The organism is Marivivens sp. ABH4_498 (assembly GCF_056160585.1).
The window spans coordinates 1-15,477 of record NZ_JBSWXL010000005.1 but is presented as its reverse complement, the minus strand read 5'-3'; the positions used below and the strand labels follow the sequence as shown (position 1 = coordinate 15,477).

At 54.2% G+C, this 15,477-nt stretch carries 11 protein-coding genes and 1 pseudogene; 3 read left to right on the top strand and 9 right to left on the bottom strand.

Annotation, left to right across the window (positions count from 1 at the left end; all coding sequences use genetic code 11):
• Positions 1 to 44: 44 nt before the first annotated feature.
• From ACXAGA_RS11730 to ACXAGA_RS11720, 3 genes are all read right to left on the bottom strand, one after another.
• Positions 45 to 749 (bottom strand): anti-sigma factor, encoded by a 705-nt coding sequence (locus tag ACXAGA_RS11730; protein WP_475117662.1) that lies wholly within the window; start codon positions 747 to 749, stop codon positions 45 to 47.
• The gene (locus tag ACXAGA_RS11725; RefSeq protein WP_475117661.1) at positions 746 to 1,288 is read right to left on the bottom strand and encodes a sigma-70 family RNA polymerase sigma factor; all 543 of its coding nucleotides are present in this window, start codon (positions 1,286 to 1,288) and stop codon (positions 746 to 748) included. Before ACXAGA_RS11725 ends, ACXAGA_RS11730 begins: the two co-directional genes overlap by 4 nt.
• Positions 1,289 to 1,418: 130 nt before the next feature.
• Entirely contained in the window at positions 1,419 to 2,270 is an 852-nt protein-coding gene (locus ACXAGA_RS11720) for a DUF4394 domain-containing protein (protein WP_475117660.1), read from the bottom strand.
• Between the two features lie 1,434 nt (positions 2,271 to 3,704).
• On the opposite strand from ACXAGA_RS11720, the gene ACXAGA_RS11715 reads away from it, so the two are divergent.
• The gene (locus ACXAGA_RS11715) at positions 3,705 to 4,775 is read left to right on the top strand and encodes a Fic family protein (RefSeq protein ID WP_475117659.1); all 1,071 of its coding nucleotides are present in this window, start codon (positions 3,705 to 3,707) and stop codon (positions 4,773 to 4,775) included.
• Between the two features lie 560 nt (positions 4,776 to 5,335).
• On the opposite strand, the pseudogene ACXAGA_RS11710 reads toward ACXAGA_RS11715, so the two are convergent.
• Positions 5,336 to 6,339 (bottom strand): annotated as a pseudogene (locus tag ACXAGA_RS11710) (IS3 family transposase); the annotation flags it as partial.
• Positions 6,340 to 7,701, bottom strand: a complete 1,362-nt coding sequence (locus ACXAGA_RS11705) for an IS110 family RNA-guided transposase (RefSeq protein ID WP_475117658.1) — start codon at positions 7,699 to 7,701, stop codon at positions 6,340 to 6,342.
• 518 nt (positions 7,702 to 8,219) lie between these two features.
• On the opposite strand from ACXAGA_RS11705, the gene ACXAGA_RS11700 reads away from it, so the two are divergent.
• Together ACXAGA_RS11700 and ACXAGA_RS11695 are read left to right on the top strand one after the other, a co-directional pair.
• The gene (locus ACXAGA_RS11700) at positions 8,220 to 8,492 is read left to right on the top strand and encodes a hypothetical protein (RefSeq protein WP_475117657.1); all 273 of its coding nucleotides are present in this window, start codon (positions 8,220 to 8,222) and stop codon (positions 8,490 to 8,492) included.
• Positions 8,493 to 8,504: 12 nt separating this feature from the next.
• Positions 8,505 to 8,654 (top strand): amidohydrolase family protein, encoded by a 150-nt coding sequence (locus tag ACXAGA_RS11695; RefSeq protein ID WP_475117656.1) that lies wholly within the window; start codon positions 8,505 to 8,507, stop codon positions 8,652 to 8,654.
• A gap of 13 nt (positions 8,655 to 8,667) precedes the next feature.
• On the opposite strand, the gene ACXAGA_RS11690 is transcribed toward ACXAGA_RS11695, so the two are convergent.
• The 4 genes from ACXAGA_RS11690 to ACXAGA_RS11675 all read right to left on the bottom strand — a co-directional run.
• A complete protein-coding gene (locus ACXAGA_RS11690; RefSeq protein WP_475117655.1) occupies positions 8,668 to 9,837 on the bottom strand; it encodes a beta-barrel domain-containing protein in 1,170 nt (389 codons plus the stop codon).
• Positions 9,834 to 11,996, bottom strand: coding sequence for an ATP-binding cassette domain-containing protein (locus tag ACXAGA_RS11685; protein ID WP_475117654.1), 2,163 nt, complete (start codon positions 11,994 to 11,996; stop codon positions 9,834 to 9,836). The genes ACXAGA_RS11690 and ACXAGA_RS11685 overlap by 4 nt, the downstream gene beginning before the upstream one ends.
• Positions 11,993 to 13,282, bottom strand: a complete 1,290-nt coding sequence (locus ACXAGA_RS11680; RefSeq protein WP_475117653.1) for a TolC family protein — start codon at positions 13,280 to 13,282, stop codon at positions 11,993 to 11,995. The genes ACXAGA_RS11685 and ACXAGA_RS11680 overlap by 4 nt, the downstream gene beginning before the upstream one ends.
• 276 nt (positions 13,283 to 13,558) lie before the next feature.
• Positions 13,559 to 15,477 (bottom strand): Ig-like domain-containing protein (locus ACXAGA_RS11675; RefSeq protein ID WP_475117652.1); only part of this gene is annotated, 1,919 nt, incomplete at its 5' end.

Here is a 15,477-nt window from a genome sequence, read left to right as displayed (position 1 = left end):
CTGCTGCGGTTATGAGAAGACACGGAGCGATACCTGAAAGAGTTTCAGCCTGCCTGAAATAATTTTGCGTCAAAGAATTCGTCGACTGCCAAAACGGTGCCCGTAGGCGCGCCTGTTGGTGAACCGCCCGCCGGTTCATCCGATACAGCCAGAACACCGCCATCGATCAACGCCGCAATTTCGGGGGTGATTTCAAACAGGCTTTCTTTATCCGCAGAAATCACACCCAGCGATACAGGTGCATCGGCGTTGGGGCTAATGACCCAAAGTTCAAAATCCCGCCCTGCGGCTGGTTTGCCCTGTTCGGGGATCACTTTGAACAAATTGCCATTCGGGGCATAGCCTGCCTCGATATGGATGGCGCCATCTTCGGAGATCAGCGTTGCATGGAGTGTTGGATCAAATGCGGGGCCACGCAACATAAAGGTGACCACAAAGAATGCCATAACCGCCAATGTCGACAGTGCAGGGAAAGCCAACCAATTCCAGATCCAGCTGCGCCCTGCGCTTGCCGTCTTGCCGTTCAATTCAGCGATTAGATTGGCTCTGACAGAAGGAGACGGTGTTTCCTCTGTTAGGTCAACGGCGATGGCCGAAAACTCTGCCTCCCAAAACTGCACTTCGGCACGCAATTCCGGGTCGTTCTGCAAACGTGCCTCGAATGCCTGTTCCGTGTCTGCGTCCAACAGGCGCAAGACATATTCGGCGGCCAGCGCCTTGTCTTCCGGTATGTCCTGACGGTCGCTCATTGTGAAAGGCACTCCTTCAAAGATATCAGGCTGCGTCGCAGCCACGTTCGCATTGTGTTCAGCGGCACATCAAAGCGGTCCGCGAGCGCTTGGTACGTTGTGCCATCCAGATAGGCAGCCCGAACAGCATCGGCACGATCTGGCGGCAGCTCTTGAAAACAGGCACTGATCCGGCGCTGTTGTGACGCGGCGATGCTTGCATCCTCTGGCCCGGGGCGCTTTTCGACAATCTCGCCTACGCTATCGAGGCCGACGTGGTTGCTTTTGTTTGCGCGCAGCCGATCAATCGACAAATTCCGCGCGACAGTGATCAGCCATGTCATCGGAGAGTGACCGGTCACCGCGTATCGGTCCGCCTTGGCCCAAATTCGTAGATATACGTCCTGAAGTGCATCTTCGGCTTCGGACCTGTTTTTTAAGATACGAAGGCAAACACTAAAAAGTTTCCGGTTTGTGGCATCATACAGCGCCGTCAGGGCGGTCTTGTCGCCAAGCCCGATCTTTCCGATTAGCTCTTCGATGTGGTTGCGGTCCGCCATCCGTGCCTTTTTCCGTTCAAGAAACGCTTTTCCTACGTTTACTTGACAGAATTGGCCCCGAACGACAACTGCTTGTCGCTGGGGCCAACTGTATCACGGACCAATCAACTCGTTACGCAATCGTCATAGATTACATACCCAAAGATGCGGCAAAGCCTGTAATGCCGCCCATGCCCAGATCGGCCTTCATTGCGGCAGCACCAGTTTCAAGGTCGATTTCATATAGGCCAGCGGACTCGGCGCCTTCTAGTTGCAAGATTGCAAGCGCCATATCTTCGCCTTCCTTGGCGGACACGATGTCAAATCCGCCCATCGGGGCCAGATCTACGGCTGCGCCGTCAATCGTGATCTTGCCGATGGTTTCCAGCGTGCCCGCATTGTTGGCCAGACTAACCAGCGCATCGGTTTCGGCATCTAGCGCGTATTGGAACGTGGTGCTGGCCGTTTCGCCATTGATCGCATTGGTATAGGCATTTGCAAAGATCATCGGTGTCATGCCCGCCATCAAATCACCTTCGGCATAGGCCAAATCGGTAAAGCGGCGCACAGAGCCTGCGCGATCGTCATTGTCGCCGAAACCTTCGGGGAAATAGACAAGGTTTTCACCTGCGGATGTCACAGCACGGACGGCGTCGATCTGGTTGTTGAAATCAAAGGCGACCATTTTGTCGTCACCGATCATCGCGTCATCCATGAACACAGCGCCCAAGTCGGTCATTTCGCCGCTCATTGTGTCAATCGTCGCGATCATGCCATCCGAAAAACCCAGCAATTCGCCGGTCACGGGACGCCATGCAATCGCTTTTAGCGGAGAGGCAAGGCTATAGGTCATAACCGCATCAGGCGCGTTTACATCGCTCATCACGACAAGCGTTGCGCCGTCATCGGCAAGAGCATAGCCGGAAACGGCGGCATGACCTGCCGACAACGCAGGGCTAGCGGCAAGGGCAATCAGAGATGTCAAAAGAGCTTGGGTTTTCATCGTTTTTCCTTTTGGTTTAATCGTAGCAGGCACGTTTTTTGTTGTGCTTGCCAACAGTCACGAAAGGCAAAACTGAAAAGTTTCAGAGTGGTCGAAAAAAATCCAAAATTGTTCGGCAGGGATGTTCGTGCGAACTGTATCCTTGGCCGTAACCCATGCGGTTTGGGCGGGTGTAAAGGCTCTAACAGTCACTGCTATCGCCCATTGCTTGATCGCTGTGCGCGGTACAGCTAGGGTTGTTGTAGTGGATAATTGTGAAGTGGTGGAGCAAGGCACCCACCAATAATCGATGGACCAAATTCCCTTCCTAATAATTGCTATTAATTGAGGCAGCGACGACGAGCTTTGGGTTCACATCTACAAAAAAGCTTCGGGTCAGCCCTCAATCAATTGGGACGATTGCGTGAGAGCCACACTTGCCTGGGGCTGGATCGACAGCCTGAAACGGTCCGGCGGTGTTACTTTATGGTTTCAACTCCTCACTCCGCGTTGCCCCCGATCCAACTGGTCGATGCGGAACAAAGGATTTACAGAGGAAACTCATTGCCTCAGGCACGATGCAATTTGCTGGGATGGAACAGGTCAGACTGGCGAGCAAAGACGGACGATGGATCGATTGAATTGTGCAGCGGGCCACAAAAACCTGGCGAGAGTATTACTGGTGGAGTCAGGAAACACTCAAAGAGAGGCCCGCGCTCGCACCCGAAAAATGCCAAAACTCAAACGTTTCTGTCACCGCCAAAAACGACCATTATAGACACTACCGCTTTTTCATAACTGACATTGGCGCAGCCGCCGCGAAAGGGCACTTCGTCTCGCGTTGCGGTCATCTGACTGCATCAAAATAATGGGTTATGCATGAACAACCGTTATGGCGGGCCGCGCCGCAGCATCTGTGAAGGTTGGTCGACGGCAGTGCTGGGTCTGAAGTTTAACTTTCTTACTCCGCGAATGGTCGGGATTTGAGTTTGATTTTCGAAAAGTGCGGTGTGGTCGATGGCGTGGGTGCGTCTGGGATGTGGATTTTAGCCTCGTAGGGTGGGGTGGTTGGGTTTTTGCCTCCATTGGGTGGTCGCGACTTGTGGTTGGGCTTCTGGCGGTTGTTTATTGAGGTGGGGTTGACCGTGTTTGAGTTGACCGAAAGTCCAGAGTTCGCAGCGGAGGGTTTGGGGTGCGTTGGTCAGAACGTTCATTGCCTTGAAGCCTTTGCGGCGGGCAGGCGTTCAATCGCCACTCGGGCTGTGATTGTTCATAATAGCACTGCCTAATTCTTATTTGATATGGTCATTTGAGGGCTCCTCCGCCCCCGCGGAGATAATTTCCCTAGGGTGCTGTTCTGACTATTGCGGTAGGACATCCAAGATGCATTGAATAAAGTTGTTTTCCCATCAAATTACTTTGATTTTTGATGGGAATATTGGTAGCATTCTCATCATGCAGATTTGGAAATCCCCCCACTGGCCCAATTTCAAACATGACCCCGTCCGAACTGAACAGGCTTTGGCGGGGGTCGTGGCGCGGCTTGGGCTGATCGAAGGTATGCACGCGGGTCTGTTGCCCGATGAACGGCAAGAGATTTTCTTGCGGGCGGTCACGGGCGAAGCTTTGGCCAGTTTCGGGATCGAAGGCGTGCCGCTGGCGCGGTCCGAAATCGAAGCGTCAGTCGTGGCGTCAATGGCGCATCGGCAAACCATCCCGCAGCGCCGTTCGGACGCCGTGGCCGCGCTGATGTTAGAGGCTCGGGCAGGGCAGGGGCCATTGACCCACGAGGTTCTGTTTCATTGGCATCGGCTGTTGTTCCACGGGATCGAGGTCGAAGACAAAGGCCGCTATCGCAGTTTTCCAATTGAAATCGTCCGAGGTGCGACGGGCCGCCGCGAAGATGTTCTGTACGTCGCGCCGCCGCATGACACCGTCCTGCAGGAAATGGATCGTTTTCTGAACTGGCTGGCGACCGATCAAACACCCATCCCGATCCGCGCCGCGATTGCCCATCTGTGGTTCGAAAGCATCCACCCGTTTTCCGACGGTAATGGCCGCATCGGGCGTGCGATTATTGAACATGTCTTTGCAGGGCAGGGGGCGCTGCCGTTTTCGCTATCTCGGCAGATCGAAGCCGACAAACGGGGCTATTACGCCGCGCTACAGGCGGGGCGGACCGAAGGCGCGAACTGCATCGACGCCACGCCATTCGTGTTATGGCTGCTGGAAAAGCTGGACCTAGGCATCGAAGAAGCGGGCATCGATGCGCGGTTTCTGGTGCGCCGCAACGCGTTTTTCGTGCGCATGAAAGACATCAACCCACGCGCCGCCGCTGTTTTGCGCCGCTTGTTTGCCGAAGGCCAAGAGCGGGTCGAACAGGGGATTTCCGCAGGTCCTTACAGCAAAATCGCCAAAGTATCATCCGCGACCGCGACCCGAGATTTGAACGACATTGAAAAGGCCGGTCTGATCCGAAAAGGCGCAAGCGGCGGACGATCCACTTATTATGAAATCGATTGGTAAGCGGCGGGTGTGGCCAAAGTTTTTGCTCCTGTCGCAACCGTAGTTGGACGCAATAGCCTTTTCAATATGTGAACGCGCCAAAAATCCAGTTTGCCCCGTCGCTCTACAGCATTGAGTTGAGTGCGTGAATAGCAGCTTGGGGCACTTTAGACGTCGTGCACAAGGGGCGGGTAGCCGCCATGCGCCGCTCTTTGCGAAAGTATCCTGTCAAGCCGTGAAAGCGGCCATTCGCGCTTTAGTTTCAACGGTCCCTATGCTGTGACGAGGAGCAACGACAACTATGCGACGATAACGGTGCTCTGGGCGGGAAAGCCTAGGTATTCCGGATTGTTTGGGTCATTTCACTGGGCCTTCATACTCTACCAAGGGACGAAAGGCAGGCATGGCGCGTCGATGCTCAATGTTAGCCAAGGTGCAGCCATCGAAACGGGCCGCGAAGCGGCAACAGGCTCTATGAGCCTGGGCAACGTATCAATTGAATAGCCCCTAGTTTCATAGACACCTTCTTGGTTCACATTGAACTGGACCTGTCCCGTTTTCGTGCCGCCCCAAGTGCTCGTTTAGACCACCTTACGTTCGAATGCGACATGGCTTTTCCAGCCGAGGGCTGAGTGCCGCCGGCGCGGATTGTAGAAGCCGTTGATGTATTGGAAGATCGCCATCTCAGCCTTGCGTCTTGTTTCCCAAGGATGTCGCCAGATCAGTTCTGCCTTGATGGTTTTAAAGAATGTCTCAACAGCCGCATTGTCGTAGCAATTGCCTTTGCCAGACATCGATATTTTGAACCCATGTTGGCGTAGTAGTTTCTGGTAGTCGTGTGAACAATATTGCGACCCACGATCCGTGTGATGAATGCAGTGGTTGGGCGGTTGCCGGAACGCGATGGCCATCTTCAACGCTCAGATTGCCAGGTCACGTTTCATCCTATTGCTCACCGCCCAGCCGATCACACGCCTTGAATGAAGGTCCAGGAGCGAGCCGTTGTCCGCCATTGGTCCGAGGACAATGGCGAGCGCCAGATAAATCCACCCCTCGCGTGTCCAGACATAGCTGATGTCACCTGCCCATTTCCGGTTTGGTGCATCCGCCACAAAGTCACGATCCAACAGATTGGGCGCGATGTTGAACTTGTGATCGCTATCTCCCTCTCGGCAGATTGCTTTGCAATCGCTTGCCGAGCAGTGGTTGTCACCTTGTGTTTGCGGGTTCTGACCACTGATATGCCGTTCTGGCGCATCAGATGACCAACACGACGATGGCCAACATCCAAGCCGACCTCTTTCAACTCCTCCGTCATGCGTGGTCGACCATAGCTGCCCAAACTAAGACGGGCTTGTTCTTTGATATGGGCCAACGTGATCAAATCAGATCGCTGTCTGCGGCTGGCTGGGCGGTTGCGGAACGCACGCAAACCACGTGAACTGACGCCAACAACCTCACACAACCGATTGGCTGGAAAGCTGGACCTGTGTTCTTCCCCTCTCGTGCATTTTCAATGCGCTGCCGGGCAGTGGACAAACCTAAATCTCATTGCCTTAGGCCCGCAAAGAACTGGGTGGCCTTCCTAAGAAACCGCCTCGCCATCTGGGATTTGCGCCAATGCATAGCCCATTGTCTCTGCACGGCGCTGGAGGTTCGAGAGCACACGCTTCCGATGTCGCTCATCATAGGCGGCCGCACCTTGATCTTGATAGGTCATCCCATGGCGGATTGCGTTGTAAAATAGGACTGCGATCTTTCGCGCCGTGGCAGTAACAGCCTTTTGCTTGCCAATCCGGGCCGAGAGCCGCCTGTAGAACGCACCTAATGCGGTATCACTTCGACCAAGTGTGACGGCTGCCAAGCGCAGAAGTGCCGCAGCCTGGCTTGAAGATCGTCGGGTCCGCGAAGATAGCAATTTGCCGCCTGAGACTTTATTGCTCGGTGCCAGACAGAGCCAGGATGTGAAGTGCTTCGCGCTTTTCCAAGCCCGCAAGTCCGTCCCGCATTCAGACACCAGCTTGAGAGCCAGAGACGGCCCAAGGCCATGGATTTGCGTCAAGTCTGTGCCCAGCACACCGTAGAGCGCTGCGCGTATGTCAAAGGCAGGCGCATGACGCTGCTTGCCTTTGAAGCGGGCTTTCGGAATTGGTGCTACGTCGCCGTCTATCCGTACGGTCAATGCGCTAACAGCATCTTCGAGTTTGGCATCACAAGCTGCGATCGGGGTTTTGTAAAAGTCGTATAACTCCAGCGACTGCTTGAGAGCAAACACATGTTCGGGGCGATCATTGCCGACCAAGGCGGCCTTGATCGTATCAATGGAAGATTTGCACCGCACATCACGATATCCGGCCAACACATCGGGGTCACGTTCGCCCGTGAGGATGGCGCGGATGATCTTCATCCCCGTTGCGCCCGTAATGTGAGAAACGACGTGATGCAATTGCAGGTTCATCTCCATCAGAGCCTTCTGCATATGCTGTATATGCGCGGCGGCATATTCTGTAAGCCGTTCACGCTGGCGCATATAGGAGCGCAACGTGGCGATCTGTGCTGTGGGCCTGAAGCTGCCGCGCAGCAAACCATAGGAATGTAGTTGCCGCAGCCAACTTGCATCACTCACGTCGGTTTTGCGGCCCGGCACATTCTTGGCGTACCGGGCGTTCACCAGGATCACTTCGAGACCATGCGCCTCCAAAATCTCGAACGCAGGTATCCAGTAAACGCCCGTAGATTCCATCGCCACGATGGTGACGCCACAAGACCGGAACCAATCGGCCAGATCATGCAGATCCCGAGTGAATGTCCCGCAGGCCCGTACCGGCTTGGCGTCCGCGTCAGGGTTGACGGCGGCCATATGCAATGTTGAGCCGATATCGAATGCAGCCGCATTGAGATTAACCATCTTCAGATCCGGGTGGCTGCCGGTCTTACACTTCGTCATGTTAACACCTCCGTTCAAATCGAAGGGCGTGGACCATGCAAGTTCGTCATCTTCCTAACCGGGATCATTGCCGAGCAGTGTCGCCACTCTCAAGTGCGCATCAGTCCATGTGCCACGTTTTTTTGACGGGGTCTGACCCACCAATAAGCTATCGGCAACTGCCCTTTGATCACACCATAGCACAGGCTGTTTCTACCGCGCACAGGCGGGCGACGGCTCGGAACAGTTGTTTAGATCTCGCGCTCCTGCTTCAAAACCGCGTTCTCTTTGCGAAGCTTTTCAACCTCACGAATAAGATCGGCATCAGAAAGGGACGCATCTTCACTCTCCTGCGCGACCTTGATCCACCTGTTTCAAGTCGAAACGCCCGTCCCTAAATCCGACGCGACCTGCCGCCGTGTTAGCCCACTGGTGAATGCTATGCGCAACGCATCGCGCTTGAATTCTTTGCTGTGTCCGTTTGCCATCTCCGTTCTCATTTTCGGCAAAATACCAAGTCAAAGGAACGTAACAAATCCGTGACAATCCCAAACGAACGCGTACATATGTACGGTGATCACCCTGAATTATTCGGGCAGGTCTGGTCGTGGACGGTGGAAACAGCGACCCATGCTCTGCGGTTGATATTATCGGGCGTTTCTGACCGTTACCCGAACGCTGGCATTATCTTGGGCCAATTGGGGGAAACGCTACCGTATCAGATGTGGCGGCTGGATATGCTTCCGTCAGAGTATTTTAAACGTAACGTCTGGGTGACCACGTCTGGCATGTGCGCCGATGCGCCGTTGTGATGTGCGATTGATATGCTCGGGGCTGATCGCTTCCAGTTCAGTGCGGACTATCCGTTCGAAACCGTGGCCGAGGCGAGCGAATGGGTCGAAAACGCGCCGCTGACCGACCAAGAGCGCGCCCAGGTCTGCGCAGGCAACGCGCGCAAGCTGTTTCAGCTGTAGAAACGGGGGCGTATCAACGTTCCCGAAAGGCGTCTGAGGCGCGGTTTAGCGGCTTGAGCAAATATTGCAGTACTGTCCTTTGACCCGTCAGGATTTCGGTCGTTGTGACCATGCCTGGAATGATGGGGAGCTGACGTCCATTGCCCGCGTCAAAATAATTTTGCTCGGACTCTAGCGTCACTGAAAAATAGTATTCGCCATTGCGTGTCTCATCCTGAAAAGAGTCCGGTGAGACACGTAGTACTGTGGCCTCTAGGTCGCCATAAATGGCGGCATCATAGGCGGTGACCTTGACGCGTGCTTTTTGGTTCGGTGCGATAAACGCGATGTCCCTTGGGCTGAAACGAGCTTCGATCAATAGCCGATCTTCGACTGGTACAATGTCCATTACTGTGCCGTTAGGTGGCAAAACGCCGCCGCCCGCAGTGCTGACCAAAACCTGTTGTACGATTCCATTTCGGGGCGATCGGAGTTCGTTGCCAGTCAGCAGATCGCGCGTAGCAATCTGACGGATATTTAGCTGCTGGACTGATCTGTTGACCTCGTCCAGCTGTTTTCGCAAATCGTTCTTGTACGATGTAACGGTGGAATTCAGCGTCGTATTCACGCCCGCGATTTTTTGATCTAGCCGTAGCCTCTCAATCTCGGTTCCGCCGCCAAGTTGCGAGGCGCGTTCAAAAATTTCGCGCTCTTGTTCCAGCAGGGCCAGTTCGTTTTCTAGATCCGCGACGGCACGCTCTTGTGTCGTTTTCATCTCAAAGAAAAGCGCAGTTTTTTGTCGAACAAGGTCAGCGGAAAAATCGCCCTCCAGCGTCAATTCCTGCGCATCGGCAAGTAGCGCTTCGACCAGCTGTTGTTGCGCCCGACCATCAAGGTAACCTGCCTCGATCTCCTCGAGCTCTGCGCGCAGTTTTGTGGTGTCAAGGAGCGCGACAAGCTGACCTTCTTCGACAAAATCGCCTTCGTCTGCATAGAGTTCGATCACGCGCCCCCCTTGCACGCTCTGAACCGATTGAATCTGTGACGAAGGGATGATTTTACCGTCACCTACTGCTACTTCTTCCAGCTCAAAACTAGCTGCCCAAATGATGAACGACACAAAGACCAGCGCGACGGTCGCGATAATACGTTTTTGTCGCTGGCCTATTGCTTTTTCTTCGGACAAGAAATCTGGTTCGGTCATGTTTGGCCACCTTTTTCCGTTGCTTTCACCCCGTTCGTTTTGAGCTCTGCAAGCACCTGATCCTTAGGTCCCTGTAGCGCGATGCGCGCTTCGTGGACCACAATTAGATGATCAACCAACGACAATGGCCGCGCCCTATGTGTGGCAATTAACAGCGTTTTATCTTTGGACCAGTCTGCAAGTTCTTTGACAAACGCAATTTCGGATTCATCGTCCATAGAGGCAGTGGGTTCATCAAACAGCGCGACGGCTGGATCGCGCAAAATGGTACGGGCGAGTAATAGCGATTGTTTTTGCCCACCTGACAGGCCTTCGCCGGCTTCGTTGACCATCAGGTCCAGACCCTTTGGGTTTTTCTTTACCAGGCTGATTGCGCCACTGATTTCGCACGCGCGGATCAGGTCGCTATCGCTTGCGGACGGTCGTGCGAAGGCAAGGTTGTCGCGCACGGTCCCACGAAACAGCGCGGCGGATTGCGATTGGTATCCGATCGCTGTGCGCAGGTCGTACGGGTGGACGGCGTTTATGTCAGTGTCATCAACCAGCACCTTTCCATAGGTGGGTGAGCCAAGCCCGGACAGCAAACGCAATAGAGTTGATTTTCCCGATCCAATGCGGCCGACAACGCCGACCTTGGATCCAAATGGTATATCCAAATGTGGGATTATCAGGGCGTCGTTTTCGGTTTCTGGATATGTATATCGAACATTCCGAACGGCGATTGTTGGGCATGCCAAATCACGTCTAAGGTGCTGCCCTGTTGGTAAATCCGTGTCCCGCTGCATCAGCCCGTTCAGTGCGCGTTTTGCGACCAGGCTGCCCTGCAATGCGCCCATAACGTTTGATACTTGTTGCATTGGCGCGATGGCGCGGTTCGACAAAATGGAACAGGCAATCACCTGACCAATCGTCGCCTGGCCTTGGATGACATAGTAGGCGCCGATGCTGACAACGCTAATGTAACCCAGTTGCTGGATCGATTGCGTCGCCGACGATAGAAAGTTCCTCCAACGCCTTTGGCGGCGTGACACGGTGTTGGCTGTGACAACGGCGCGGTCCCAACGCATTTGCAGGGTTGGTTCGGCCTGCTGTAGTTTTATTTCGTCGCTTTTCAGGACGGTTTCGACGATCAAACCGTTTCGCAGGGTCGCTTCCTCCAGTCCTTCTTGGGCAAGGCGTTTTAGGGGCAATTGCGCGACAATGCCGATTGTCAAAATGATGCCAATCGCGACGATTATCGGGGCAACCAGGCTACCGCCGATGAAATAGATCACGAGTAGAAAGATCGCCGAAAACGGTAGATCAATCGCCGAGCTGAGCATTGAGGAGGAGAAAGCTTCGCGAATTTGGTTGATTTCGCGTATCTGAGCGGCGAGCGTTCCAAGGCTCTGTGGGCGCGCATCACTTTTCATGCCTAACATATGTGCAAAAACGCGACCGGACATCTTGCGATCTACGACGTTGCCGACTTCGTCGATCAGCGACATCCGTTGTAGACGTAGTAGGAGTTCGAACAAAACCGCGATTCCGGCCCCAAGCACAAGAACGGTCAACGTATTGATAGACTGGGCAGGTATTACGCGGTCCCAAACCTGCAATGCAAACAAGGAAACACCAACGGCCAAAAGGTTTCCAATGAGTGCCGCAAGCATCAAATTTTTGGATACGCGGACCAAAGGTTTGATTGAATCCCAGAACCAAAACCGCTCTCCCGCTAGTTTTGAATCTCTTTCCCAAACGTCTAAGCTGACTTTGCGGTCAAAACACTGCCCACCTGCAAACTGCGCTTTTAGCTGTTTTGGTTTAAGGATTACATCGTGTTGTTTCGCCTCCGCGTCGAACCAAGTGACCGCAAAACGGCCGCGCAGGCTGCGCCCTGTGATGACGAAGGGTGCGCCACCCTTTGTCCAGCCCAGAATTGTTCTAGACCGTTCCAGTCGGGTGATATCCTTGAACTCTAGGATCGTCCATTGTTGGCCCAAAGCCTCTGCCACGGCCGCGCCCTTGAGGTGATGGGGACCGTCTTCGCGAATTATGCGTTGTAGGCGATCCTTGACCCCACGTTCGTTCAATTGAACGTCCAAAGTGTTCGCCAACAGGTGGGCCGTGTTCAACCAAACTTCGGGCGTTGGTAACTGCGGCAAGGTGTGCACAGTCATTCAGGTGACTCGTATAGTACAGCAGACAACTGATTAACTGCCTTTAGTAGGGCAACGCGGTCTTTCAGTTCATCACGATAGGCCTTAAGCAGATCGACGCGTGCGTCGTAAATCCGTTCTTCGGCGTCGACCAAATCGCGCAGCGATCTCGAGCCTACTTCGTATTCTTCGCGCATGATATCGCGTGTTTGGATATTTAAATCCAATATGTTTGTGCGCCGGTTTACTCGTGATTGACTTGCCGCTAGATCGGTGCGGGCTTGGGCGAAATCCAATCGTAGTCGTCTTTCTTCGTCGCGCAGCGATTCAACTTGCGCAAGGTATTCTAGTTCCGCATTTTCCACGCGCTCTCTTCGACCGCCACCCAAAGAAATTGCCTCGCTCAGCACCGGTCCAACCGACAAGCCCGTTCCCGCCGCACCATCGCGGGGGTCGATATCAACGCCGACGGCTGCTTCGACACCTATTCCCGGGAACAGCGATGCCTTTGAGGCGCGCAGATTATATTCGGATGCGGTAACGGCCTGCTGTAGTGCTGCGTAGGTTGGGAAACCTGACAGATCTGGCAGCGATGATGCTGTTTGTGGATCAAGGCTGATCGCCTGCCTTAGGCGGGTCATCGACGTCACAGATTGTAACGAAATCCCAAGCGTCGATTCCAGCGCGCTTTTTGCGTTTGCGCGTTCGGCTCTGGCATCTTCGATCGCAGTCGCCGCAGACAGTTGGCCCGTTTCAACTTCGTTCAGATCAACCCCGGACCCGACACCGATTTCCACCCGTGCACGCACGGAATCCGAAAGGTCGCCTATGCTGTCGTCGTATTCTTCTGCAGCGCCGACAACCGCTGTCTGATAGGAAAGATCGATGTATTGTTCTGCAGCCTCTAACGCGGCGGTGTCAATTTCGGACAGGACATCGTAGCGCGCCTTTTCAACTTCGGCCCGCGCGCTGCCGACCAGTGCAGCGCGTTCACCAAAATCATACAACGTGTAGCGGAGCCCCGTTCGACCCGTCGCGAGGATGTCCGAGTTGGTTGCATTCGGTCCGACGTTAAAAAACACCTCAGGATAGAAAGCCGCCCGAGCGATGACGATTTCGTTTCGCGATTGTTCGAAACGGATATCCGAGGCAAGCACGTCTTTCGCCGACAAAACACCGAACCGCACAGCGTTTTCAATTGAAATAGGATTGGTCTGGATGTGCGATACATCAGCATTGTCGAGTGTCGAAAAATCAATCGGTTCAGGGCCTGTTTCGATCGGCTGTGAACATGCTACAATCAGCATGACTAAAGGCAGCCACCCGAATTTGGCAGTCAAGCTACGAAATGGTAAAGCCAACCCTTGTGCAACGTACTGATTGGAATGCATAAATTTGACCACTCTGCCTGATGTTACATTGCGAAAGAACGGTTGTTTTCGCGATCATGCCGACGGTAGCAACAATTGGTTTTGCAATCTAGATCGACAACCAAAAGTGCGCATGTTTACTTCTTTTGGACGGGCTTAGCGTCAAAATATTCGAGGGCCCAGAACAAACCGGGCCCTCAAACACGGAAGAAATTAGACGGTATCGACTGTCACATCAGTATGAACGATGATTTCAGCATCATTCAGTGCGTAGATGTCGTAAGTCTCACCTTCGATCGAAGTCTGCGAACCTGTCGCTTCGAAACCAGATGCATTGACGGTATCGAATGCGTCACCTGTGATAATCAGGCTGTCATCTGCGTCCGTCATGCTGATAACGTCGGCTTCGGTCAGTGTCAGGGTTTGTGCGTTTGCGCCGTCTTGCATGTCGACATATTCGAGGTTGGTGATCGTGTTGCCAATGCCAGTGAAGTCTAACGATAGGCCGTCGTCGGTAAGGATGATATATCCGTCAGCGTTGCCGCCGCCGCCTTCAAGTGTGGCGATAGCTGCGGCATCCAACGATGCTTCCTCTCGGTCGCTGATCCCGTCCGCATCACTGTCTGTGTCCAGATAGTTGGGCAACGCATCGCCGCCAGGTTGGGCGTTGTCATCGTTGAGAGTGCTGCTTTCGTACGCATCCCAAATACCATCGTTATCGGAATCGATGTCAACATTGTCCAAAATGCCGTCGCCGTCGGTATCGCTGTCGGTGCCAGTTTGTACTGCAATGACACCAAACACAAACCCGTGCGGGTCAATCGGGCTGCCTGCTGCGCTCCATTCCAGTGTGAAGTCAGAGATTGATCCATCCACGGTAAAGAACACGTAATCCGTACCATCGGGCACCGCCGGATCTGCTGTCAGCTGCGTGCCGGTGATGCCATTCGTGTTGGCCAACACGCCGTCTAGGGTTGGGACGAACTCTTGGATGCTGAACATGTTCAGGTAGCCGACCTGGGTCAACGTCGTTGACGAAATAACGGTCGTTTGATTGGCAAAGCTTTCACCGCCCATACCCGAAAAACCGATGACATACTGATATTCATAGCCTGATGTGGCCAAACTATCTGCCGATTGACCAAAATCAAGCTGCAACGTCCGCGGATCGCCGACCATATCAAGGTATGTTGGATCAGCCAAGGATGTTGCAATGCCGTTTATTTCAAATTCGTTCCCATCAGGGAAGCCAGGCGTGAATGTGCCGTAGTTGGCATTGCCTGCAATCTCATTGATGATGAGGCTCAGGTTTGCAGGGCCATTTGGATCGATTGCAACAGTAGCGGTGCCATTGTTTTGTAGGTCCGATGCAGTCGAGCTGAGAGATGGGCCGGAAACAATATCAACGTCCGCTGCAATACCTTCGGAAGCATCTAGGATGCCATCGCCGTCGGAATCGGTATCGACCGAGTTTGCAATCCCGTCACCATCAGTGTCAGTGAAACTGGTCACTGGCGCGGTAGGTGCGCTCTCGTTGCCTGCGGGATCGGATTGCGTCGCTGTGAGCACTTCCCCGTCTGGGATAGGCGCCGTCGTCACCATCGACCATGTTCCGTCATCGGTCACCACGGTCGTGCCAACGGGGTTGTTGGTACTGTCGTAAACGGTGATCGTCTGACCTGGCAAGCCGGTCCCCGTCACAACATTTTGCTGATCATTGACACTTGCGTTCATTGTCGGCGTCGGTGGAGGGGTGACGTCGTCATAGGCATCGGTCGCGGTTGCGCTTGGCCCATTACCGTTCTGGTCGGTCTGGGTTGCGGTCGCGTTGCCTTCCGGCTGAACGGTTGTGGATGTGGCGGTGTAATTGCCATTGGCATCCGCGGTGACTTGGGCTGTTTCGCCGCTCGGGAAGGTGATGTCGACGGTAGCAAACGGCTCTGCGGTGCCGGTGACGGTCAGCGTGCCGTCCGTGTTGCCGTCGCCCGCCACGATGGTCGGCGCCTCGGGGTTGGTGACGTCGTCATAGGCATCGGTCGCAGCGAGGCTTGGCCCGTTGCCGTTCTGGTCGGTCTGGGTTGCCGTCGCGTTGCCTTCCGGCTGAACGGTTGTGGATGTGGCGGTGTAATTGC